Here is a 23,098-nt window from a genome sequence, read left to right on the forward strand (position 1 = left end):
ACCTTTTTCGTCCGCGGCGCCTGGCCCGGGGCCGCGCGCCCATGCTACGCACCGGATCGGGCGGCGGTGCGCGCCACGGGCCGGGGCGCCGCCCTCCCGCCGTCCAGCCGGGGCGTTCCGCCGGGGCTGAGGGCCTCGGTGCACGGGTTCCGGGAGGCGGGTGCGCCGTACGGGCTCTTCGTCCGGCGCCGCGACCGATCATGAAAGGTTTCACTCGGAGCGGACGCACTGCGGAGGGAGCCGGTACGCGCCGACGGCCGTCTCCGGTCGGGTGTCCGGAAGTCCTTGCCGGGGCGGACCACGGGCCGGTGCCCTCTTGACACCCCTTCCGGCGCCCCCTAGCTTTCCCGCGATGAAACGATTCATGCCCATGCTTGGCAACCGGGAGCGCTGACGCATGACCGCCGTGCCCGCCGTGAAGGCGGCCCTCAGGAGACAGGCCATCGAGACGCCGTCGTGGGCCTACGGCAACTCCGGGACGCGCTTCAAGGTCTTCGCGCAGCCCGGCGTCCCGCGCACCCCGCAGGAGAAGCTCGACGACGCGGCCCGGGTGCACGCGCACACCGGCGTCGCGCCGGCCGTGGCCCTGCACGTCCCCTGGGACCGGGTCGACGACTACGGGGAACTCGCGGCGTACGCCCGGGAGCGGGGGCTGCGGCTCGGCGCGGTCAACGCCAACGTCTTCCAGGACGACGACTACCGGCTCGGCAGCGTCTGCCACCCGGACGCGGCGGTGCGCCGCAAGGCGCTGGACCACCTGCTGGAGTGCGTCGACATCATGGACGCCACCGGCTCCCGGGACCTGAAGCTGTGGTTCGCCGACGGCACCAACTACCCCGGCCAGGACGACCTCCGTGCCCGCCAGGACCGGCTGGCCGAGGCGCTGTCGGCGGTGTACGCGCGGCTGGGCGAGGGGCAGCGGATGCTGCTGGAGTACAAGCTCTTCGAGCCCGCCTTCTACACCACCGACGTCCCCGACTGGGGCACCGCCTACGCCCACTGCCTGCGGCTGGGCGGGAAGGCGCAGGTGGTGGTGGACACCGGCCACCACGCGCCGGGCACCAACATCGAGTTCATCGTGGCGCTGCTGCTGCGCGAGGGGAAGCTGGGCGGCTTCGACTTCAACTCCCGCTTCTACGCCGACGACGACCTGATGGCCGGCGCCGCCGACCCCTTCCAGCTCTTCCGGATCATGCACGAGGTGGTGCGCGGCGGCGGGTACGGCCCGCAGACCGCCTTCATGCTCGACCAGTGCCACAACATCGAGCCCAAGATCCCGGCGATCATCCGCTCGGTGATGAACGTCCAGGAGGCCACCGCCAAGGCCCTGCTGGTCGACCGCGAGGCGCTGGCCGCGGCGCAGGCCGCCGGTGACGTGCTCGCCGCCAACGCCGTGCTGATGGACGCCTACGACACCGACGTGCGGCCGCTGCTGGCCGAGGTCCGCGAGGAGATGGGCCTGGACCCGGACCCGGTCGCGGCCTACCACCGCTCGGGATGGGCGGAGCGCATCACCGAGGACCGCAGGGGCGGCCGGCAGGCCGGCTGGGGAGCGTGAGGCACATGGACGGCCACGAGAGCGGCGGCGGGAACGACGGCGTGCGGAACGGGACGGTCGAGGCGCTCCTGGCGCGTTCCCGCCGGCTCGGCGCCGATCCGCGCAACACCAACTACGCCGGCGGCAACACCTCCGCCAAGGGCACCGCCACCGATCCCGTCACCGGGAGCGAGGTCGAGCTGCTGTGGGTCAAGGGCTCCGGCGGCGACCTGGGCACCCTCACCGAACGGGGCCTGGCGGTGCTGCGCCTGGACCGGCTGCGCGCGCTCCGGGCCGTGTACCCGGGGGTGGAGCGCGAGGACGAGATGGTCGCCGCCTTCGACCACTGCCTGTACGGCCGGGGCGGCGCGGCCCCGTCGATCGACACCGCGATGCACGCCCTGGTCGACGCCGCCCACGTGGACCACCTCCACCCCGACTCCGGCACCGCGCTGGCCTGCGCGGCCGACGGCGAGGAGCTGACCGCCGAGTGCTTCGGCGACACGGTGGCGTGGGTGCCCTGGCGGCGGCCCGGCTTCCAGCTCGGCCTGGACATCGCCGCGGTCAAGGAGGCCAACCCGCGGGCCGTCGGCTGCGTCCTGGGCGGGCACGGCATCACCGCGTGGGGCGCCACCTCCGAGGAGTGCGAACGCAACTCGCTGAAGATCATCCGCACCGCCGAGGCGTTCCTCGCCGAGCGCGGCAGGCCCGAGCCGTTCGGCCCGGTGGTCGAGGACCACGCGCCGCTGCCGGACGCCGAACGCCGGGCGCGCGCCGCCGCGCTCGCCCCGTACGTCCGCGCCGTCGCCTCCCGGGACCGTCCCCAGGTGGGCCACTTCACCGACGCCGAGGTGGTGCTGGACTTCCTCTCCCGCGCCGCGCATCCGCGGCTGGCGGCCCTGGGCACCTCCTGCCCGGACCACTTCCTCCGCACCAAGATCCGCCCCCTGGTCCTGGACCTGCCGCCGACCGCGCCCCTGGAGGAGGCCGTCGCGCGCCTGGCGGAGCTGCACGAGCGGTACCGGGCGGAGTACCGGGCGTACTACGAGCGGTACGCGGGGCCGGACTCCCCCCCGATGCGCGGCGCGGACCCGGCGGTCGTCCTCGTGCCCGGCGTGGGGATGTTCTCCTTCGGCGGGGACAAGCAGACCGCGCGGGTGGCGGGCGAGTTCTACGTCAACGCCGTCAACGTGATGCGCGGCGCCGAGGCGGTCTCCGCGTACACCCCCATCGAGGAGTCGGAGAAGTTCCGCATCGAGTACTGGGAGCTGGAGGAGGCCAAGCTGCGCCGGAGGCCGGCGCCCAGGCCGCTGGCCGCCCGGGTCGCGCTGGTCACCGGGGCGGGCTCCGGCATCGGGCGGGCCGTCGCGCGCCGGCTGGCCGCCGAGGGGGCGTGCGTGGTGGTCGCGGACGTCGACGCGGACGCGGCCGGGACGGTCGCGCGGGAGCTGGGCGGTCCCGACCGGGCCGTGGCCGCCGCCGTGGACGTCACCGACGAGGCCGGGATCAGGGCCGCCTTCGCCGAGTCCGTCCTCGCCTTCGGCGGCGTGGACCTGGTGGTCAACAACGCGGGCCTGTCCATCTCCAGGCCGCTGCTGGAGACCACCGCCGAGGACTGGGACCGCCAGCACGCCGTCATGGCCCGCGGCTCCTTCCTGGTCTCCCGCGAGGCCGCCCGGGTGATGACCGCGCAGGGCATGGGCGGCGACATCGTCTACGTCGTCTCCAAGAACGCCGTGTTCGCGGGCCCCGACAACATCGCCTACGGCGCCGCCAAGGCCGACCAGGCCCACCAGGTGCGGCTGCTCGCCGCCGAGCTGGGCGGGCGGGGCATCCGCGTCAACGGCGTCAACCCCGACGGGGTGGTGCGCGGCTCCGGCATCTTCGCGGGCGGCTGGGGCGCGCGGCGCGCCGCCGTCTACGGCGTGCCGGAGGAGAAGCTCGGCGAGTTCTACGCCCAGCGCACCCTCCTCAAGCGCGAGGTGCTGCCCGAACACGTGGCGAACGCCGTCTTCGTCCTGACCGGCGGCGACCTGACCCACACCACCGGGCTGCTCGTCCCGGTGGACGCGGGCGTCGCCGCGGCCTTCCTGCGCTGACGCCGTGCCCCCGCAGACCCCTGCCCGGCCACCGCGCACCGGCCGCCGTGCCGCCGCGGTCGCCGGGCGGGCCCCGTCCCCCGCCCACCCGCGAGGTTCCCGTGTCCCCATCCCCCTCCGGTCCCCTGTCCTTCGCCGCCGTCGACCTGGGCGCCTCCAGCGGGCGCGTCATGGTGGGCACGGTCGGGCCCGGCACCCTGGAGCTGCGCGAGGCGCACCGCTTCCCCAACCGCCCGGTCCGCGCCGCGTCCACCCTGTACTGGGACGTCCTCGGGCTGTACCGGGGCGTGCTGGACGGACTGCGGGCCGCGGGGAGGTGCGTGCCGGACGCGGGCCGCCTCGCCTCCGTCGGCATCGACTCCTGGGCCGTGGACTACGGGCTGCTGGACGCCTCGGGCGCGCTGCTGGGCAATCCGGTGCACTACCGCGACGGCCGCACCGACGGCGCCGCCGAGCGGGCCGCGGCCGTGATGCCGCCGCGGGAGCTGTACGCCGCCACCGGCCTCCAGCACCAGCCGTTCAACACCCTCCACCAGCTCCTGGCCGCGCGGGGCACGGCCGCGCTGGCCGCCGCCCGGCACCTGCTGCTGATCCCCGACCTCATCGCGTACTGGCTGACGGGCGAGCTGGGCACCGAGCTGACCAACGCCTCCACCACCCAGCTCGTCGATCCGCGCACCGGCGGCTGGGCGCGGCCGGTGGCGGACGCCTTCGGCGTCGACCTGGCGCTGTTCCCGCCACTGCGCCGTCCCGGGGATCCCGCCGGCGTGCTGCTGGAGGAGGTGCTGGAGGAGACCGGGCTGCCCGGACCGGTACCGGTCACGGCCGTCGGCTCGCACGACACCGCCTCCGCCGTGGCCGGGGTTCCGGCGAGGGGCCCGGCCGGGGGCGGGCGGTTCGCGTACGTCGCCACCGGCACCTGGTCGCTGGCCGGTGTGGAGCTGGACGCGCCCGTGCTCACCGAGGAGTCCCACGCCGCCAACTTCACCAACGAGCTGGGCGTGGACGGCACGGTCCGCTACCTGCGCAACATCACGGGCCTGTGGCTCCTCCAGGAGTGCCTGCGCGCCTGGGAGGCCGAGGGGCGCCCCGTGGCGCTGGGGGAACTGCTGCGCGGAGCGGCGGAGGCGCCCGCGCTGCGGTCGGTGGTGGACGCGGGCGATCCGGCCTTCCTGGCGCCGGGGAGGATGCCCGGGCGCATCGCCGCGGCGTGCCGCCGCACCGGGCAGCCGGTGCCGCGCGATCCGGCCGAGACGGTCCGCTGCGTGCTGGATTCGCTGGCCCTGGCCCACCGCAGGGCCGTCGCCGACGCCCGGCGGCTGTCGGGGCGGGAAGTGGAGGTGGTGCACGTCGTCGGGGGCGGCGCCCGCAACGAGCTGCTGTGCCAGTTGACGGCCGACGCCTGCGGGCTGCCGGTCGTCGCCGGCCCGGCCGAGGCCGCGGCCCTCGGCAACGTCCTGGTCCAGGCGCGCGCCGCCGGCGCCGTACGCGGCGACCTGGCCGCGCTGCGCTCCCTGCTGCGCGCCACGCAGCCGCTGCGGCACCATGGGCCCATGGGTGACCGGGACGCCTGGCGGCGGGCGGAGGACGTGGTATGCGCGTGGCGCTGTTCGTGACGTGCGTGACCGACGCGCTCTACCCGGGCACCGGGCGGGCCGTGGTCGCCCTGCTGGAGCGGCTGGGGGTGGAGGTGGACTTCCCCCTCGCCCAGAGCTGCTGCGGGCAGCCGCAGTTCAACACCGGCTACCGGCGCCAGGCCGAGCCGCTGGTGCGCCGCCACGCCGGGGCCTTCACCGGCTACGACCACGTCGTCACCCCGTCCGGCTCGTGCGCGGCGATGGTGCGGGAGAACCATCCGCGCATCGCCGCACGCTCCGGCGACGCCGCCCTGGAGCGGGCCGTGGCCGAGGTCGCGCCGAGGACGTACGAGCTGACGGAGTTCCTGGTGGACGTGCTGGGGGTGGTCGACGTGGGGGCGTACTACCCGCACACCGTCACCTACCACCCGACCTGCCACGGGCTGCGGGCCCTGGGGCTGGGCGAGCGGCCCCGCCGGCTGCTGGAGCACGTGCGCGGGCTGGAGCTGGTGGAGCTGCCGGGCGCACAGGAGTGCTGCGGTTTCGGCGGGACCTTCGCGGTGAAGAACGCGGCGGTGTCGGCGGCGATGGGCGCGGACAAGGCGCGCAGCATCGAGAGCACCGGCGCGGAGGCGGTGTGCGCGGTCGACAACTCCTGTCTGATGCACATCGGCGGCATCCTGTCCCGGCGGGGCTCGGCGGTCCGGCCCGTCCACCTCGCCGAGATCCTGGCCGCCACGGAGGACGGCGCGGGAGACGGCATGGGGGACGGCGCGGAGGACGGCGGCACGGGGAGCGGTGCACGATGAGCGGCCGTACGCACCCGGACCCGCCCGCCTTCCCGCGGGCCGCCGCCCCGGCCGTCCGCGACGCGCGGCTGCGCGGCAACCTGCGCCGCGCCACCGGCACCATCCGCGCCAAGCGCGCGCAGGCCGTCGCCGAGCTGGACGACTGGGAGGCGCTGCGGGCCGCCGGGGCCGCGGTCAAGGACCGTACGCTGCGCCACCTCGACCACTACCTGGAGCAGTTGGAGGCGGCCGTCACCGCCGCGGGCGGCACCGTCCACTGGGCGGCCGACGCCGCGGAGGCCAACCGGATCGTCACCGGCCTGGTGCGCGAGACCGGCGAGCGGGAGGTGGTCAAGGTCAAGTCCATGGCCACCCAGGAGATCGGCCTCAACGCGGCGCTGGCGGAGGCGGGCATCCGCGCCTACGAGACCGACCTGGCCGAGCTGATCGTCCAGCTCGGCGACGACCTCCCCTCGCACATCCTGGTCCCGGCCATCCACCGCAACCGCGGCGAGATCCGCGACATCTTCCGCACTCAGATGGGCCGGTGGGGACGCCCGGCGCCCGAGGACCTCACCGACCGCCCCGCCGAGCTGGCCGAGGCGGCCCGGCTGCACCTGCGCGAGAAGTTCCTCAGGGCGAAGGTCGGCATATCCGGCGCCAACTTCATGGTCGCCGAGACCGGCACCCTGGTGGTGGTCGAGTCCGAGGGCAACGGCCGGATGTGCCTGACCCTGCCCGAGACCCTGATCTCGGTCGTCGGCATCGAGAAGGTGGTGCCCACCTGGCGGGACCTGGAGATCTTCCTCCAGCTCCTGCCCCGCTCCTCCACCGCCGAGCGGATGAACCCCTACACCTCGATGTGGACGGGCACCACGGACTCCGAGGCCGCCGACGGTCCGCGCGCCTTCCACCTGGTGCTGCTGGACAACGGCCGCACCGATGCCCTCGCCGACACCGTCGGCCGCCAGGCGCTGCGCTGCATCCGCTGCTCGGCCTGCCTGAACGTCTGCCCGGTCTACGAGCGGGCGGGCGGGCACGCCTACGGCTCGGCCTACCCGGGCCCGATCGGCGCGATCCTCACCCCCCAGCTTCGCGGCACGGCCTCGGAGCTGGACGCCTCGCTGCCGTACGCCTCCTCGCTGTGCGGCGCCTGCTACGAGGTCTGCCCGGTCGCCATCGACATCCCCCGGGTCCTGGTCCACCTGCGCGAACGCGTCGCCGAGGGGGGCGAGACGACGGTGCGCGGGCAGCGGACGACCATCCGGCCCGCGCGGGGCCACGCGGCCGAGCGCGCCGCGATGCGCGCCGCCCGCTGGGCCTTCGACCATCCGCGGGCGCTGCTGGCCGGCCAGCGGCTGGCCTCCCGGACCCGCCGGCTGCACCCGCGGCGGCTGCCGGGGCCGGGCCGCGCCTGGACGGCGAGCCGCGACCTGCCGCAGGTGCCGGCCGAGTCCTTCCGCGACTGGTGGCGGCGCACCCGGACGGTCTCCCCGACGATCCCCCCGGAGAACGGAGGGGAGCGGTGAGCGGCCGCGACGTGGTGCTGGGCCGGATCCGCCGGGCGCTGCGGGACGTGCCGCGCGCGGAGACCCCGGAGGACGTCCCCGTCCCCCGGGAGTACCGGCGCGCCCACGCACCGGCCGGCGGGGAAGCGGCCGGGCAGCTCACGGACCTGCTGGCGGAGAACCTGGCCGACTACCGCGCCCTGGTGCACCGTACGGACGCCGACGGACTGCCCCTGCTGCTGTGCCGCCTGCTGGCGGCCCGCGGCAGCGGCACGGTGCTGGTGCCGCCCGGTCTGCCGCCGTGGTGGCTGAAGGCCGCCGGTCCCGTCCGCGTCCCCGACCGGGCCGCCTCCACCCCGGGCGAACTGGACGCGGTGGACAGCGTGGTGACCGGATGCGCGGTGGCGATCGCCGAGACCGGCACGATCGTGCTGGACGGCGGCCCCGACCAGGGGCGGCGCCGCATCACCCTGATCCCCGACCACCACATCTGCGTGGTCCGGGTGCCCGGCCAGGTGGTGGCCTCCGTACCGCAGGCGCTGGAGCGTCTGGACCCCACCCGGCCGCTGACCTGGATCTCCGGCCCGTCGGCCACCAGCGACATCGAGCTGGACCGGGTCGAGGGCGTCCACGGCCCGCGCACCCTGGAGGTCGTCCTGCTGCGCGAGTGACCCGCCGGGCCGTTGCTCCGTCGGGACCCTCCCGCTGCTCCGTCATTGCTCTACACCTTTGTCACCGTGCGTGGCCCCTTGTCGCTCCCCGCACGCGTGGATAGCTTCCCGGCATGCCTTCCCGCCGATCACTTCTCGCCACCGGCGCGGCCGCCGCGCTGGCCGCGCCGCTCCTCCCCACCACCGCCACCGCCGCCGCCCCCGGCCGGTCCGCCGACCCGTCCCGCGAACGGGGCGTCGTCACCGGCGCCGACGCCGCGGCCGCCCGGAACTGGTCCATGCTGCGCGGCCGCCGGGTCGGCGTGATCAGCAACCCCACCGGCGTCCTGCGCGACACCAGCCACATCGTGGACTCCATGGCCGCGCGCGACGAACTGGACATCGTCGGGGTGTTCGGCCCCGAGCACGGCTTCCGGGGCAGCGCGCAGGCGGGCGAGTCCGAGCCGGAGTTCACCGACCCGCGCACCGGCCTGACGGTGTACGACGCGTACGGCGCGGGCGCGGCGAAGATGGCCGAGCTGTTCACCAAGGCCGGCGCGGACACGATCGTCTTCGACATCCAGGACGTCGGCGTCCGCTTCTACACCTACATCTGGACCATGTACAGCGCGATGGTCGCCGCCCGCTCGACCGGCGCCCGGTTCGTGGTGCTGGACCGCCCGAACCCGATCGGGCGCCGGGCCGACGGCCCCCTGATGACCGAGGAGTTCACCTCCGGCGTCGGCGCCGAGGTGATCATCCAGCAGCACGGGATGACGGTGGGCGAGCTGGCCCGCTACTTCAACGGCGAGCTGCTGCCGAAGGAGGGCGAGGGCGGCGAGGTGGAACTGGAGGTGGTACCGGTGCGCGGCTGGGACCCGCACTCCACCGCCCACGAGAACGGCCTGCCGTGGGTGCCGCCCTCCCCGAACATGCCGACGGCGGACACGGCCGTCGTCTACGCCGGAACCGGCTACTTCGAGGGCACCAACCTCTCGGAGGGACGCGGCACCACCCGCCCGTTCGAGTTCGTCGGCGCGCCCTACCTGGACCACCGCTACAGCGACCGGCTCAACGCCCGGAAACTGCCGGGCGTACGGTTCCGCGAGGGCTACTTCGTGCCGACGTTCAGCAAGCACTCCGGCGTCACCTGCGCGGGCGTCCAGATCCACGTCACCGATCCGCGCCGCTACCAGCCGATCCCCACGGCGGTCGCGATGCTGGTGGAGGCGCGCCGCTACGCCGACTTCGCCTGGCGCCAGGACTCCTGGGACGCCAAGCGCCCGTTCTGGATCGACAAGCTCTCCGGCTCGCCCCGGCTGCGCGAGATGATCGACGCGGGCAAGGACGTGGACGAGGTCGTGGGCGCCTGGCGGGACGAGGTCCGCGCCTTCGAGCGGACCCGGCGCGCGTACCTGCTCTACCGCTGAGCCGACGCTCCGCCCGGCCCGCCGGGGCTAGTCCTCCGCCCGCCCCTCCATGCGGGCGAGGACCCGCGGGTCCTCCGCGATCCGGGGTGGCAGCCCGGTCCCCCCGGTGGGACGGGCTGCCACCACCTGCCGCACCGTGAGCCCTCGGGCGCTCCGCAGGTCCGCTCCGTCGAGACGGGCGTCGGTGAGGGTCGCCCAGTCGAGGTGGGCACCGGTGAGATCCGCCCCGCTGAGATCCGCCCCGGTGAGGTCCACGTTGATGAGCCGGGCGCCGACGAGATCCGCGCCGACGAGCCGGACACCGGCGAGTGTCGCCCCGGTGAGGAGGGTGTCTGCGAGCTTCGCCCCGTCGAGACGGGCACCGGTGAGATCCGCCGCGGTGAGCTGCGCCCCGGTCAGGTCCGCCCCGTCGAGACGGGCACCGGCCAGCCGCGCCCCGTCGAGATGAGCACCGGCAAAGCTCACTCCGTGGAGCCAAACGTGCGCGAGGTTCACCTCGACGAGCCAGGCACCGGCGAGTATCGCCCCGGCGAGATGGGCGCCGGCGAGCTTCAACCCGTTGAAATGGACGCCGGTGAGATCCGCCCCGCTGAGGTGGGTTCCGGTGAGGTCCGCCCCGTCGAGACGGGCACCGGCCAGCCGCGCCCCGTCGAGATGAGCCTCGGTGAGATCCGCCGCGGTGAGCTGCGCCCCGGTGAGATCCGCCCCGCTCAGCCCGGCACCGGCCAGAACCGCCCCCTCAAGACAGGCATGGCCGAGCCGCGCCCCGTCAAGACGCGCACCGGTGAGATCCGCCCTGCTCAGCCCGGCCCCGGCCAAGACCGCCCCCTCAAGACAGGCATGGGTCAGAACCGCCCCGCCGAGCCGGGCACCGGTGAGATCCGCCCTGTCGAGCCGGGCATGGGCGAGACCCGCGCCGTCGAGCCGGGCCCCGGCAAGGTGCAGTTCGGTGAGGTCGAGGAGCTGTGCCGGATCGGCGTGTCGGCGTACGGCCGGACCGGTGAGCGCGGTCAGCGCGTACTGCACGTCCGATTCGGGCTTGCCGGGAAGGTCGCGCGGGGATTCGGGGAGCAGTACAGCGCCCCGGTGAGGGGAGTCACGGGCTGCGGGGACATCCGCCCGGGTGCGGCGCGGGGCGTGGCGCCGGAGGAGGGCATTCAGGACCTGCGCCGCATGGGTGGCCTGGTCGGGCGCGTCCTGGACGATCTGTTCCAGGGCCAGGACGCCGCCGGTGCGGACGTACAGTTCCTCGGACCCGAGGCGTTCCAGAGCCTTGATGAAACGGTCGGTGATCTGGCCGCGGCGGGTGAGCCGGTAGTTGAACGCGGTGAACACCAGGGCTATGCCGGCGCCGAAGACGGCGAAGAGCTGGACGACGGACGTGCGGAATCCGGTGACCAGGGCGGAGGAACCCGAGCGCAGATCCTCGGTGCTCAGGTAGTGGCCGTCCAGCCACCACGGTCCCCGCCACACCAGGAGCACCGCTCCGACCAGCGCACCCACGACCGCAAGACATCCCAGGACGAGCAGAGTCCGTGCCATCACCCGTTGCCTGCGCATGTTTCATGACAACGCAACGTCGGGCGTCCGGGCGGGGAAACCGCCGAATCGGTGCGGCGCGAACACCCGCCCCGGCCGCCCGCCGACGATCCCCGCTCCCGGGCTTCCGCCGCCGGGCAGCCTGTGGAGGGTCGTGCGCGTCTCCCGGGACAGAAGTAACATCCCGTTCTTGCGCAAGTCGATGAAACGTATTGCAAGGGTGGCATGGTGAGGGACCGTCACACCCGCGAACCCGTGTGAAGGAGTCACCGTGCTGCGGATCGTCACCCCGCTCGCCACCCTGCCCCTCGTGCTCCTCGCCCTGAGCGAGCCCGGGGACACCGAGGCGGACGGGGCACCGTCGTGCCTCGACGGCCCCGCGGGCCGGCGCTACACCCTGGCCGGCAACGGCCACGACGACACCTACACCGTCCAGGTGGTCTGCGCGGACGGCACGCTCAGCCCCTGCGGGGAGACCGAGCCGGAGACCACCGCGGCCCGCGCGGACCACGGCACGGACGCCGACCGCCCCGTGGACATCGGTTCGTGCTGAGCCCGGTGGGCCCGGCGGCGGTCACAGCGCCGCGCTGAAGGCGTCGTGGGCCCGCTGGTCGAACAGCACGAAGCGGATCTCCTCGAACGCCTCGTCCTTCCCGGGCCCTTGGGTCTCCTCGCGCACCGTGCGCAGCGCGATGCGGGCGCCGTCGTCCAGCGGCCAGCCGTAGGCGCCGGTGGAGACGGCGGGGAAGGCGACGGTGCGGGCGCCCAGTTCGCGCGCCACGCGCAGCGACTCGCGGTAGCAGGAGGCCAGTTGGCCGGAGCGGTCCTCGGCGGGGGACCAGACCGGCCCCACCGTGTGGATCACCCAGCGCGCGGGCAGCCGGCCGGCCGTGGTGGCCACCGCCCGGCCGGTCGGCAGCCCCTCGCGGTACCGGGAGGCGCGCAGGGCGCGGCACTCGGCGAGGATCTCCGGGCCGCCCCTGCGGTGGATCGCCCCGTCGACGCCTCCGCCGCCCAGGAGCGAGGAGTTGGCGGCGTTCACCACCGCGTCGACGGACTGCTCGGTGATGTCTCCCCGAAGGAGGCGGATCGTGGCCATGCCTCCATCCTGTCACCCGTCCCGCCCCGTCCCCGTCCCGTCGCCCCGCCGGGCCGCGCCCACGGAGCCCCGGCCGGTCTCAGGAGGGCAGGGGCAGCCGGGCCGCCCAGGCCAGCCCGCCCAGCAGGTGGCGGCGGAAGACGGGATCGGCGTAGGACTCGGCGGTGTGGCCGAGGGCGGTGTAGAAGGTGCGGCCCCCGGTGTTCTCGTGGCACCACACCAGCGGGTGGTCCTCCCCCATCCCGCCGCCCTCGTACGTGGCCTCGTCGGCGGAGACCAGCACCCGCACCCGGCCGCGCGGGCTGGAGCGGAAGTCGTACCACTCGTCGGTGAACGGCCAGGTGGCTCCCAGGTGTCCGGTGGCCGGGTGGTCGTGGTCCTCGACGACCGCGACCCCCGGCTGGAGGGCCGGGTGCCGCTCGAAGCGGGCGCCGAGCAGCTCGCCGTACCAGGGCCAGTCGTACTCGGTGGTGGCCGCGGCGTGGACGCCGACGAAGGCGCCGCCTCCGCTGACGTACGACCGCAGCGCCTCGCGGCCGCCGGGGGTCAGCACCTCGCCACTGGTGGAGAGGAACACCACGGCGCGGCAGCCGTCGCCGGCCAGAGCGGCGGCGAGCACGTCGGGGTCCTCGGTGGCGGTGACGGCGAGGCCGTGCTCGGCGCCGAGGGCGCGGAAGGCGTCGATGCCGTGCGGGATGGAGTCGTGCCGGTAGCCGGTGGTCCGGGTGAAGACGAGGATCCGGGCGGAGCTCATGGCCCCATGATCCCCCGGCTCCGCGGCGGCGGACAGACGGCGTGGCCGGGTCCGCGGCGGACCTGCGGCGGCTACGCTCGGGGGCATGCCCGCTCGTCTCAAGGACCTCGTCGTGGACGCCAACGACCACCAGGCGCTCGCCGACTGGTGGTGCGCCGCGCTGGGATACGAACGCCGCAGGCCGCTGGGCCATCCGCCCCCGCCGCCGGAGTGGCCGGTGGCCATCCACCACCCGCACGACGCCGGGCCGGTGATCTGGTTCAACTCGGTGCCCGAGCCGAAGACCGTCAAGAACCGCGTGCACTTCGACGTGTGGGGCGACACCGAGGAACTGCTCGCGCTGGGCGCGACCATGGTGCGGCGGCGCGACCGGGAGATCGAGTGGGACGTCCTGGCCGACCCGGAGGGCAACGAGTTCTGCGTGTTCACCCCGCGCAGGCCGGGGCCGCTCGGACCGGGCGGGAGCGAGGGACGGTGACGGACTCCATAACGGGCCCCGGGACGGGCCTGATCGACACGGTGGCGTGGGTGCTCCTGCGCGACGGCCGGATCCTGGGCACCCGTACGCGCGGCAAGGACCTCTTCTACATCCCCGGCGGCAAGCGCCACGACGGGGAGAGCGACCTCCAGACCCTGCTGAGGGAGGTCGAGGAGGAACTGACCGTGGCGGTCCTGCCGTCGAGCGTCGCCCACGTGGGCACCTACGAGGCGCCGGTGGACGGGCCCGCGGGGGGCGCGGGTGGTCTCGTGGTGCGGATGGCCTGCTACACCGGCGACTACCGCGGCACGCTCGCCGCCAGCAGCGAGATCGAGGAGATCGCCTGGCTGTCCTACGCCGACCGCGACCGGGTGCCGCCGGTGGACCGGCTGGTCTTCGACGACCTGCACGCGGCGGGAGAGCTGTCGTGACCGGGGCCGGGGTGGAACTGCGCGCGACCGTGCCCGCGGACCTGCCCCTCCTCTTCCGCTTCCAGCTCGATCCGGAGGCCAACCGGATGGCCGCCTTCACCGTGGAGGACCCCTCGGACCGCGCCGCCTTCGACGCCCGCTGGGAGCGGCTCCTGGGCGATCCGGAGATCGTCCTCCGGACCGCGCTGGCCGACGGCGAGGTGGTCGGCAGCGTCGTGCTCTACACCCCCTGGGACGTCCCGGACCGGCGCGAGGTGGCGTACTGGATCGCCCGCGAGCACTGGGGCCGCGGCATCGCGAGCCGCGCGCTGGCCGTCCTGCTGGCCGAGCAGCCGCACCGGCCGCTGTACGCCCGCGCGGCCAAGGACAACCACGGCTCGCTGCGGGTCCTGGAGAAGTGCGGTTTCGTCCGCTGCGGCGAGGACAGCGGCCACGCGGCGGCGCGCGGGGAGACGGTGGAGGAGTGGCTGCTCGTCCTCCGCTGAGCGGCCCGGCGGCGGTCAGTACCGCTCGACCAGGTGCTCGCGGCCGGCGGGCGGTTCGTACGGCTCGGGCCAGAAGTCGGCGATGGCGCTGATCAGGCCGTCCTCGTCGAAGGTGAAGAAGCACAGGCCGGTCTCGGTCCTCCCGTCCACGGCGAAGCTCACCCAGCTCACACCCTCGCGCTCACCGGCCACGATCCGCTCGACGGTCACCCGCCAGTCGCCGGGGTACTCCGCGTTGAAGCGGACGTACGCCTCCCGGCCGCGGACGCGCTCGCGGGTCTGGGGCACCTCGTAGCGGACGTCGGGCGCGACCAGGGCGCCGAAGGCGTCCCAGTCCCGGGCCTGCGCCGCGGACCAGTACCGTTCGATCGCCGCTCGGATGTCGGTTCGGGTGTGCGTCATGAGCCGGAGTCTGCCCCACGGCACCGACAACGGGCACCGCGGCTCTCCCCGGGGCGGATCGCGACCGGGCCGGGGCCCGGCGGGAGCGGGTGCTCGCCCTTCCGGCTCCTTAAGGATTCGGCTCCACGGAGGAGTCGCAGCCGGTGACGGTGCGCGCGGCACGGGCCGTGTTCGCCGAGCGGGTGGTGCGGCCGGTGGGCGGCCTGCCGCCCGGTCCGGCGCGGGTACGGCGGCCGTGCGCGGGCCGGCCGGGCTGCTCGCGGGAGCGGGCCTCCCCGGCGGTTGCTTCCGCCACGGCTCCTACGGCGTCTCCGCGGAGTCCGACGCCCGCGGCGTCCCGGTGCGCGACGCCGGGGCCGCGGCCCCGGATGACAGGACCGCGTTCGTGGAGCAGACGCCGGCGGGGCCCGGCTCGCGGGCGAGCCGCACCCGGACACCGCGGTGGACCGGCCGGCCTTCGAGATCACCGCCCCGCTGGAGGCCGTCGGGGCGCGGTCGCTGCCCGGAGACGGCGACCGCGCGTACGAACGGGCAGCCTCCGCGGTCGTGGACCGGCTGCGGGCGGCCTCCACCGACCCCCGCCGGCCGCCGGGTCGGCCCGGCGGCCGGCGAGAAGCAGGGGCTCCAGCGCCCCGGCGATCATGTCCGGGCCGGTGGTGACGCGGCGGTGCCCCGGCCGCCGGGCGGTGACCAGCCGCATCCGCCCGCCGTACGCCCGGGACGGCCCGCGGGACCGGCCCGGCGCGGAAGCGCACGCGGCCGGACTCGGCGACGCCGCCGATGGGGACCGGCCGTCCGGCCGCGTCACCCCGCCGCGGTGCACCGGCAGGGGCGGATCAGGCAGGGGCGGTCTCCACCGCCCCCGGTCCCACGGCGTCCGGACCGGCCGACTCCGGCAGGACGGCGTCGCGCCTCAGCAGGGCCGCGTACCGTCCGTTGCGGGCGAGGAGTTCCGCGTGGGTGCCGCGCTCGACGATCCGGCCCCCGTCGAGGACGACGATCTCGTCGGCGTGGCGGATGGTGGACAGGCGGTGGGCGATCGTCAGCGTGGTGCGGCCGGTGGACAGGGCGTCGATGGCCCGCTGGACCGCCTGCTCGGTGCGGGTGTCCAGGGCGCTGGTGGCCTCGTCGAGGATGAGGATGGGCGGATCGCGCAGGATGGTCCGGGCGATGGCCAGGCGCTGCTTCTCACCGCCGGAGAAACGGTAGCCGCGCTCGCCGACGAGGGTGTCGTACCCGTCGGGCAGCGAGGCGATGTGGTCGTGGATCTGGGCGGCGCGGGCGGCGGCCTCGATCTCGGCGTCCGTGGCGTCGGGCCGGGCGAAGCGGAGGTTGTCGGCGACGGAGGCGTGGAAGAGGTAGGTCTCCTGCGACACCACGCCCACCGCCCGGGCCAGGGAGTCGAAGTCCAGGTCCCGTACGTCGATCCCGTCGATGGTCACCCGCCCTGCGGTGACGTCGTAGAGCCGGGGCACCAGGTAGCTCAGCGTGCTCTTGCCGGAACCGGTGGGGCCGACGACGGCGAGGCTGCCGCCCGCCGGGATGGTCAGGTCGATGCCGCTGAGCGTGGGGGCCTCCGCGGCCGGGTCGTAGGAGAAGGTGACGTTCTCGAAGCGGACCTCGCCGCGCGCCCGCGCCAGCCGTACGGGCCGGGCGGGCTCGGTGATGTCCACCGGCAGGTCCAGGTACTCGAAGATGCGCTGGAAGAGGGCCAGGGAGGTCTGCACCTGCACACCGGTGCTCAGCAGCGAGACGGTGGGGCGCAGCAGGCCCTGCTGGAGGGTGACGAAGGCGACCAGGGTGCCGATGGAGAAGGCCGGGCCGCCGAGGTGGAGGAGGAGTCCGGCGGCCCAGTACAGCAGCGCCGGGATGGCCGCCATGACGATGCCGATGACCGCCATCCGCCAGCGCCCGGCCATGTTGGAGCGGATCTCCAGGTCCACCAGCCGTTCGGACTCGTCCGCGAAGGCACGGGTGAGGGAGTCGGCACGGCCCATGGTGCGGCCCAGCAGGATGCCGCTGACCGACAGCGACTCGGTCACCATCGCCGACATCGCGGCCATCTGCTTCTGCCGCCGGGTGGCGATCTTCTTGCGCTCGCGGCCGACGCGCCGGCTGATCCAGACGAACAGCGGCAGCAGGACCAGGGAGACGAGCGTGAGCCGCCAGTCCAGCGCCAGCATGGCGGCGACGGTCGCCACCACGCTGGTGAGGTTGGAGACCAGGGAGGTCGCGGTCGAGGTGACGGTGGCCTGCATGCCGCCGATGTCGTTGGCGATGCGGGACTGGACCTCGCCGGTGCGCGTGCGGGTGAAGAACGCCAGGGGCATCCGCTGGAGCTTGGCGTAGACCTCGGTGCGCAGGTCGTGCATGACGCGCTGGCCGACCGTCGTGCTGATCAGCGTCTGCAGCACCCCGAAGACGCTGGTCAGCACCGCCGTGGCGATCATGCCGAGGGCGAGCAGGGACAGCAGGCCGGTGCGCTGCTGCGGGATCGCCACGTCGAGGATCTCGCGCAGCAGGAAGGGCGAGGCGACCGAGACCAGCGAGGACGCGCCGACCAGCAGCCCGACGACGGTGAGCCGTCCTCGGTAGGGGCGGAAGAGGCGGAGGATGCGGCGGATCTGGCCGGGCGGCCGCGGGGCGCCCTCCTCCCGGGGCGGTGGTGTCCAGGCGGGTTCGTCGCGGTGCAATGCGCTCCTTCGGCGGTCGGCGTGCGGGACGGGGTGACGGCGGTGGCCGATTCACCAGCGTACGGGCGCCGGTCCGGCACCGCCCGGTGCCGCGGCACCGGGCGGGCGGCGGGTCGGGGCCGGTTCAGGACGCCAGGCTCTTCCTGTCCCCCATCACGATGACCGGGTGCAGCGCCGGGTCGAGGGTGCGCAGCAGGTGCTCCATGGCGGCCTTGGACAGGCTGACGCAGCCGGAGGTGCCGCTGCCGTGGTCCATGTGCAGCCAGATGCTGCCGCCCTTCTCCTGGCCCAGGGGCCGGGTCGGGTCGTTGGGCGGGGTGCCCCGGACGCGGTTGTAGTCGATGGCGATGACGTAGTCGAAGTCGTGCCAGTAGGCGCGCTTCCAGTGGCGCGGCGCGGCGAAGGCGGCGGAACGGGTGTACGGCAGCTTCGTCCCCGGGTCGGGGAGGACTCCGCCCGCGTCGGAGAGGGTGAAGACGCCGACCGGGCTGCGCCTGTCGTTCTCGCGGTGGTCGGGGGTCCAGCCCCGCCGCCCGTTGTGGGCGGGCCAGCGGCGTTCGCGCTTCCAGGTGTCGCCGTGCCGGGTGTAGAGGACGACCGTGGCGTCGGCGGAGTCCTCGTCCTCGCCGTAGACGGCCACGACCTGGCGCGAGGCGGAGGGGATGCGGGAGTGGAGGCGGTCGCCGACCCCGGGGATGCGCCGGAACTCGGTGGCGGACGGGGAGGGGTGCGCCGGTCCGGTGCGCCGGGAGTCGGCCGCCCCGGCCCGGTCCGTGCCGCCGCCCGCACCGCCGCCGCAGCCCGCGAGCAGGGCGAGCGCCGCGGCGGCGCAGACCGCCCGCGCCGTGCGCCCCGGACCGGGGCCGGATCGCGTGGTGGGTCTTCTCCGCATGCCGTCCATCGTCCCACCCACCGTCGCGCCCCGTGCCGTTCCGGACCCGTCAACCGTCCGCCCGTCCGTCCACCCGTCCGCCGGACCTTCCGCCCGGGCGGGCGCGGCCGTCCGCGGCCGGTCGCGCGTCACCGTGCGGAAAACCCTTTGCCCGGGGCCGGAGGCGGACGGGAGTCTTGCACGGTTGCATCCGCCACCGAGACCGCCCTGGGACGCCATGCAGATTCGCGACCTTCCGTATCCCGATCCCGGCATTCCCGACGTACGGTCCGGCTTCCGCTTACTGGTCTGGCTGTGGCGGTCACAGTTGGGCGGCCAGATGAAGTCGCTGGCCTGGGGCACGCTCCACATGGCGGCGGTGGCGGCCTTCCCCGTCGCCGTGGGACAGGCCGTGCAGGCCGCCTCCGAACGGTCCGGGGAGCGGCTCGTCTCGGCGGGCGCGCTGATGGTGGTGCTGGGCCTGGCGGTCACGGTGGGTGACACGATGCTGCACCGTACCGCCGTCACCAACTGGATCACCGCCGCGGCGCGGGTGCAGCAGCTACTGGTCCGGCGGACCGCGGAGCTGGGGGCCGCGCTGACCCGGCGGGTGGCGGCCGGGGAGGTCGTCGCCGTCTCCACCGGCGACATCGAGAAGATCGGCTGGTGCGTGGAGAGCGTCTCCCGCTTCGGCGCCGCGCTGCTGGGCACGCTCGGGGTGTGCGCGGCCCTGGTGGTGTACGAGCCGCTGCTGGGCGGCCTGGTGACGGCCGGGGTGCTGGCGCTGGTCCTGGCCGTGCTGCCGCTGCTGCCGCCGGCGACCCGCCGCGCGGACGCGCAGCGCGCGAAGGCGGGACGGGCCACCGAACTGGCCGCCGACACGGTGGCCGGGCTGCGGGTGCTGCGCGGCATCGGGGGCGAGGAACTGTTCCTCGACCGGTACCGCCGGGCCTCGCAGGAGGTGCGGCGGGCGGCGGTGCGCACCGCGCGGATGTGGTCGCTGATCGACGCCGTGCAGGTGGCGCTGCCGGGACTGCTGCTGATCTCGGTGGTCTGGTTCGGCACGCGGCTGACGCTGGACGGGCGTGTCGCCGTGGGTGAGCTGGTGACGGTGTACGGCGCGGTGACCTTCCTGCTCTTCCCGCTGCGGATCTTCCAGGAGTTCGCCATGGCGTACTCCTTCTCCCGGCCCTCGGCGAAACGGGCGGCCCGCATCCTGGCGCTGCGCCGGGGGACCGGCGGCTCCCAGGCCGCCCCGGCCGCCGGGACGCCGCGCGGCGACCTGTACGACCCGGTGAGCGGGCTGCTCGCACCGGCCGGACGCCTGACCGCGGTGGTGTGCGGCGACCCGGACGCCGCCGGACGGCTCGCCGAGCGGCTGGGCGGGCACGGCACCGACACCCCCGAGGGAGCGCCGTCGGTGCTGCTGGGCGGTGTCGCACTGGACGAGCTGCCGCTGGAGACCGCCCGCACCGCCGTACTGGTGCAGGACAAGGACCCGGTGCTGCTGTCGGGCACCCTGCGGGAGCTGCTCGACGTGCCGTCGTCCGGCGGGGTCACTCCCCGGCAGGCGCTGGACGCCGCCCAGTGCGGTGACGTGCTCGACGCCCTGCTGCAGTCCACCGCCGGGAACGGCGGGGATCCGATGCGGGCGCGGATCACCGAGCGCGGCAGATCCCTCTCGGGCGGCCAGCGCCAGCGGCTGGCCCTGGCCCGGTCGCTGGTCACCGATCCGGACGTGCTGGTGCTGGACGAGCCGACCAGCGCGGTGGACTCGCACACCGAGGCCCGTGTCGCCGACGCGCTGCGCCGCGTGCGCGCGGGCCGCACCACGGTGGTGTTCACCTCCAGCCCGCTGCTGCTGGACCGGTCCGACCGGGTGGCGTTCGTCCGGGGCGGCGAGGTGGTCACCGTCGGCACGCACCGGGAGCTGCTGGTGAGCGAGCCGGAGTACCGCGCGGTGGTCACCCGGGAGACCGACGGCACCGCCGCCACCGTCTCCGAGGCGCCCCCCGCCCGTACGACCCCCGGCACGGCCGGCGCCCACGACATGGCCGCCGGGGCACGGGAGCCGCGACGGCCCGCACGGATGGAGGAGACCGCATGATCGGCGTCGCACCCCCGCAGTACGACCCGGCCGCGCCCGAGTCGGCCACGACCCTGCCGGTCGGCGGGCCGCGGACCGTGCGCGCCTACGCCGGCGAGCTGGTCCGGCGGCACCGCGGGACGTTCACGCTGCTGGTGGCGGTGAACGCGGTCGCGGTGGTGGCCTCCACGGTCGGCCCCTACCTGCTGGGACGCCTGGTGGAGGACCTCGCGGCGGGAGCACGCGACCTCCACCTGGAGCGCACCGTCGCGCTGTTCGCCGCCGCCCTGGCCGTCCAGACCGTCTTCGTCCAGCAGGTGCGGCTGCGCGGTGCCGTGCTGGGCGAGCGGATCCTGGCGGACCTGCGCGAGGACTTCCTGGTCCGCTCGGTGGGGCTGCCGCCGAGTGTGCTGGAGCGGGCCGGGACCGGGGACCTGCTGTCGCGGATCACCACCGACATCGACCGGCTGGCCAACGCCATGCGGGAGGCGGTGCCGCAACTGTCGATCGGCGTCGTCTGGGCGGGACTGCTGCTGGGCGCGCTCACGGTCACGGCACCGCCGCTGGCACTGGCCGTCGTGATCGCCCTGCCGGTGCTGCTGGCGGGCTGCCGGTGGTACTACCGGCGGGCACCCGGCGCCTACCGTTCCGAGGCCGCCGGCTACGCCGCCGTCGCCGCGGCCCTGGCCGAGACCGTGGACGCCGGGCGGACGGTCGAGGCCCACCGGCTGGGCGCGCGCCGGGTGGCCCTGTCCGAGCGCCGCATCAAGGAGTGGACCGCCTGGGAGCGGTACACCCTGTGGCTGCGGACCGTCCTCTTCCCCGTGATCAACGCCACCCATGTGCTGGTCCTGGGCTCGGTGCTGGTGCTCGGCGGCCTCTTCGTGATGCGGGACTGGATCTCGGTGGGCGAACTGACCACGGGTGCGCTGCTCGCCCAGATGCTGGTCGATCCGATCAACCTGATCCTGCGCTGGTACGACGAGCTCCAGGTCGCCCAGGTGTCCCTCGCCCGGCTGGTCGGGGTCCGGGAGATCGACCCGGACTCCGGTGACGGCGCGGTGGTGCCGGAGGGGCGCGAGATGCGGGCCGACGCGGTGCGCTTCGGCTACCACGAGGGCAGCGACGTGCTGCACGGGGTGTCGCTGGACGTGGCGCCCGGTACGCGGGTCGCACTGGTCGGTCCGTCGGGCGCGGGCAAGTCCACGCTGGGGCGGCTGCTGGCCGGGATCTACGCACCGCGGGCGGGCAGGGTCACGCTCGGTGGCGCCGAGCTGGCCCGGATGCCCGCGGAGCGGGTGCGCGAGCACGTGGCCCTGGTCAACCAGGAGCACCACGTCTTCGTCGGCTCGCTGCGCGACAACCTGCTGCTGGCGAACGCGGACGCCGCCGACGCCGAGCTGTGGGCCGCCCTCGCGGCGGTGGACGCCGACGGTTGGGCGCGCGACCTGCCGGACGGCCTGGACAGCGAGGTCGGCTCCGGCGGGCTGACGATCACCCCGGCGCAGGCCCAGCAGATCGCGCTGGCCCGGCTGGTGCTGGCCGACCCGCACACCCTGGTGCTGGACGAGGCGACCTCCCTGCTGGACCCGCGTGCCGCCCGGCATCTGGAGCGCTCGCTCGCCCGGGTGCTGGAGGGGCGCACGGTGGTGGCGATCGCCCACCGGCTGCACACCGCGCACGACGCGGATCTGATCGCGGTCGTGGAGGACGGCCGGATCAGCGAACTGGGCAGCCATGACGAGCTGGTCGCCGCGGGCGGTGCCTACGCGGCGCTGTGGCGGTCCTGGCACGGCTGAGTCCGCGCCGTCCCGGCGCCTTGCGTCCCTGATCCTCCCGCCCGGGCCCACCCCGGCCGGGAGGATCAGCCGATGAGGCCCAGAGCCCACATCCCACTCATCGCCCCGGTGATGGTGAAGGCGGGCATCAGGACGCGCAGCTCGACCCAGCTGCCCGCCCTGAACCGCATGGGTTTGGGCGTGCTCACCGGGTACCAGCGCTTGTTGCCCACGGGGATCGGCCACAGGATCGGACAGCCGGAGACGGTGATGGCGTCGCCGACGTTGTGCACCAGGGAGCCGAGCACGATCGGCAGTCCCAGCCACAGGTACTCCTGGCCGGACCCGGTGAACAGCCAGTCCGCCCCGTTGCCGGGCTCGTTCAGGATGTCCGCCAGGATCCAGGCGCTGGTCGCGCCCAGCAGCCACACCAGGATGTCGCTGGAGACCCTCGCCGCCCGCCACAGCAGGCCCTCGACGGCCAGCACCATGTGGACGAAGAGGATGCCCAGGACCGCCCATCGGCCGCCGAACGCCGCGAGGGCCGAGAAGCCCACCCCCATCAGCACCGCCCACAGCCAGGTGTGGGTGAGGGTGCGGTGGCCGCCGGCGCGCCTGGGGTCGCCGGGCTTGCGGGTCGCCTTGTAGACCGCGCACGACAGCTTCTCGATCACCTCGCACAGCCACTTGGAGAAGGGGCCGAAGGCGCGGGAGATCGTCGCCGACCTGTGATCGAGGTCGGGTGCGAGGGCCGCACCCGAGCAGATCAGCGCACCGGCCACCAGAACCGGCCACGGCATCGGCCGGTCCAGGGCGTACGCCCCCGCCCCCACTCCCAGCCAGGCCGCCGCCCCCGACAGCGAATGCGCCGGTCCCATCATGTGCGTCCCCAC

21 protein-coding genes are annotated in these 23,098 nt (G+C 74.8%); 13 read left to right on the top strand and 8 right to left on the bottom strand.

The features are described from left to right. Positions 1–397 precede the first annotated feature (397 nt). The 7 genes from rhaI (at position 398) to VE546_RS09790 (ending at position 9,589) form a co-directional block, all read left to right on the top strand. Entirely contained in the window at positions 398–1,558 is a 1,161-nt protein-coding gene (gene rhaI / locus VE546_RS09760) for an L-rhamnose isomerase (protein ID WP_324920715.1), read from the top strand. 5 nt (positions 1,559–1,563) lie between these two features. Then, positions 1,564–3,636 carry a bifunctional aldolase/short-chain dehydrogenase gene (locus tag VE546_RS09765; RefSeq protein WP_324920716.1) on the top strand — a complete coding sequence of 691 codons (2,073 nt, stop codon included), beginning with the start codon at positions 1,564–1,566 and terminating at the stop codon, positions 3,634–3,636. A 170-nt stretch (positions 3,637–3,806) separates the two neighbouring features. Beyond that, positions 3,807–5,252: a rhamnulokinase family protein gene (locus VE546_RS09770; RefSeq protein ID WP_324920766.1), complete on the top strand. Its 1,446-nt coding sequence runs from the start codon at positions 3,807–3,809 to the stop codon at positions 5,250–5,252. Further along, positions 5,231–6,022, top strand: coding sequence for a (Fe-S)-binding protein (locus VE546_RS09775; protein ID WP_324920717.1), 792 nt, complete (start codon positions 5,231–5,233; stop codon positions 6,020–6,022). Before VE546_RS09770 ends, VE546_RS09775 begins: the two co-directional genes overlap by 22 nt. Next, positions 6,019–7,530 carry a lactate utilization protein B gene (locus VE546_RS09780; protein ID WP_324920719.1) on the top strand — a complete coding sequence of 504 codons (1,512 nt, stop codon included), beginning with the start codon at positions 6,019–6,021 and terminating at the stop codon, positions 7,528–7,530. Before VE546_RS09775 ends, VE546_RS09780 begins: the two co-directional genes overlap by 4 nt. Beyond that, entirely contained in the window at positions 7,527–8,180 is a 654-nt protein-coding gene (locus VE546_RS09785) for a LutC/YkgG family protein (RefSeq protein ID WP_324920720.1), read from the top strand. Before VE546_RS09780 ends, VE546_RS09785 begins: the two co-directional genes overlap by 4 nt. A 113-nt stretch (positions 8,181–8,293) precedes the next feature. Further along, positions 8,294–9,589, top strand: a complete 1,296-nt coding sequence (locus VE546_RS09790) for a DUF1343 domain-containing protein (protein WP_324920722.1) — start codon at positions 8,294–8,296, stop codon at positions 9,587–9,589. Between the two features lie 27 nt (positions 9,590–9,616). Here the strand turns inward: VE546_RS09790 and VE546_RS09795 are convergent, their stop codons facing one another. After that, entirely contained in the window at positions 9,617–11,131 is a 1,515-nt protein-coding gene (locus VE546_RS09795) for a pentapeptide repeat-containing protein (protein ID WP_324920723.1), read from the bottom strand. Positions 11,132–11,399: 268 nt separating this feature from the next. Here VE546_RS09795 and VE546_RS09800 point away from each other — a divergent pair, with 268 nt between their 5' ends. Continuing rightward, entirely contained in the window at positions 11,400–11,681 is a 282-nt protein-coding gene (locus VE546_RS09800; protein WP_324920724.1) for a hypothetical protein, read from the top strand. Positions 11,682–11,702: 21 nt separating this feature from the next. On the opposite strand, the gene VE546_RS09805 is transcribed toward VE546_RS09800, so the two are convergent. Both VE546_RS09805 and VE546_RS09810 read right to left on the bottom strand, forming a co-directional pair. Next, positions 11,703–12,227 carry an O-acetyl-ADP-ribose deacetylase gene (locus tag VE546_RS09805; RefSeq protein WP_324920726.1) on the bottom strand — a complete coding sequence of 175 codons (525 nt, stop codon included), beginning with the start codon at positions 12,225–12,227 and terminating at the stop codon, positions 11,703–11,705. Between the two features lie 79 nt (positions 12,228–12,306). After that, positions 12,307–12,981 (bottom strand): ThuA domain-containing protein, encoded by a 675-nt coding sequence (locus VE546_RS09810; RefSeq protein ID WP_324920727.1) that lies wholly within the window; start codon positions 12,979–12,981, stop codon positions 12,307–12,309. A gap of 85 nt (positions 12,982–13,066) precedes the next feature. Here VE546_RS09810 and VE546_RS09815 point away from each other — a divergent pair, with 85 nt between their 5' ends. The 3 genes from VE546_RS09815 to VE546_RS09825 are packed head-to-tail and all read left to right on the top strand — an operon-like array spanning position 13,067 to position 14,375. After that, positions 13,067–13,459 (top strand): VOC family protein, encoded by a 393-nt coding sequence (locus tag VE546_RS09815; RefSeq protein WP_324920729.1) that lies wholly within the window; start codon positions 13,067–13,069, stop codon positions 13,457–13,459. Then, positions 13,456–13,890 (top strand): NUDIX domain-containing protein, encoded by a 435-nt coding sequence (locus VE546_RS09820; RefSeq protein ID WP_324920731.1) that lies wholly within the window; start codon positions 13,456–13,458, stop codon positions 13,888–13,890. The genes VE546_RS09815 and VE546_RS09820 overlap by 4 nt, the downstream gene beginning before the upstream one ends. Further along, positions 13,887–14,375, top strand: coding sequence for a GNAT family N-acetyltransferase (locus VE546_RS09825; RefSeq protein WP_324920733.1), 489 nt, complete (start codon positions 13,887–13,889; stop codon positions 14,373–14,375). The genes VE546_RS09820 and VE546_RS09825 overlap by 4 nt, the downstream gene beginning before the upstream one ends. Positions 14,376–14,390: 15 nt before the next feature. On the opposite strand, the gene VE546_RS09830 is transcribed toward VE546_RS09825, so the two are convergent. From VE546_RS09830 to VE546_RS09845, 4 genes are all read right to left on the bottom strand, one after another. After that, positions 14,391–14,777 (bottom strand): nuclear transport factor 2 family protein, encoded by a 387-nt coding sequence (locus VE546_RS09830; protein WP_324920735.1) that lies wholly within the window; start codon positions 14,775–14,777, stop codon positions 14,391–14,393. A 109-nt stretch (positions 14,778–14,886) separates the two neighbouring features. Next, complete coding sequence (locus VE546_RS09835; protein ID WP_324920737.1) at positions 14,887–15,072, bottom strand: hypothetical protein; 186 nt, start codon at positions 15,070–15,072, stop codon at positions 14,887–14,889. 541 nt (positions 15,073–15,613) lie between these two features. Next, positions 15,614–17,470, bottom strand: a complete 1,857-nt coding sequence (locus VE546_RS09840) for an ABC transporter ATP-binding protein (RefSeq protein WP_324920739.1) — start codon at positions 17,468–17,470, stop codon at positions 15,614–15,616. 124 nt (positions 17,471–17,594) lie between these two features. Continuing rightward, the gene (locus VE546_RS09845; protein WP_324920741.1) at positions 17,595–18,362 is read right to left on the bottom strand and encodes a L,D-transpeptidase family protein; all 768 of its coding nucleotides are present in this window, start codon (positions 18,360–18,362) and stop codon (positions 17,595–17,597) included. Positions 18,363–18,579: 217 nt separating this feature from the next. Here VE546_RS09845 and VE546_RS09850 point away from each other — a divergent pair, with 217 nt between their 5' ends. Together VE546_RS09850 and VE546_RS09855 are read left to right on the top strand one after the other, a co-directional pair. Further along, the gene (locus VE546_RS09850) at positions 18,580–20,448 is read left to right on the top strand and encodes an ABC transporter ATP-binding protein (protein ID WP_324920742.1); all 1,869 of its coding nucleotides are present in this window, start codon (positions 18,580–18,582) and stop codon (positions 20,446–20,448) included. After that, positions 20,445–22,226, top strand: coding sequence for an ABC transporter ATP-binding protein (locus tag VE546_RS09855; protein ID WP_324920743.1), 1,782 nt, complete (start codon positions 20,445–20,447; stop codon positions 22,224–22,226). Before VE546_RS09850 ends, VE546_RS09855 begins: the two co-directional genes overlap by 4 nt. Before the next feature lie 65 nt (positions 22,227–22,291). Here VE546_RS09855 and VE546_RS09860 read toward each other — a convergent pair whose 3' ends face one another. Continuing rightward, complete coding sequence (locus tag VE546_RS09860; protein WP_324920745.1) at positions 22,292–23,086, bottom strand: metal-dependent hydrolase; 795 nt, start codon at positions 23,084–23,086, stop codon at positions 22,292–22,294. Positions 23,087–23,098: the final 12 nt, after the last annotated feature.

The sequence above is a fragment of the Streptomyces sp. genome (genome assembly GCF_035644915.1).
Lineage (GTDB): Bacteria > Actinomycetota > Actinomycetes > Streptomycetales > Streptomycetaceae > Streptomyces.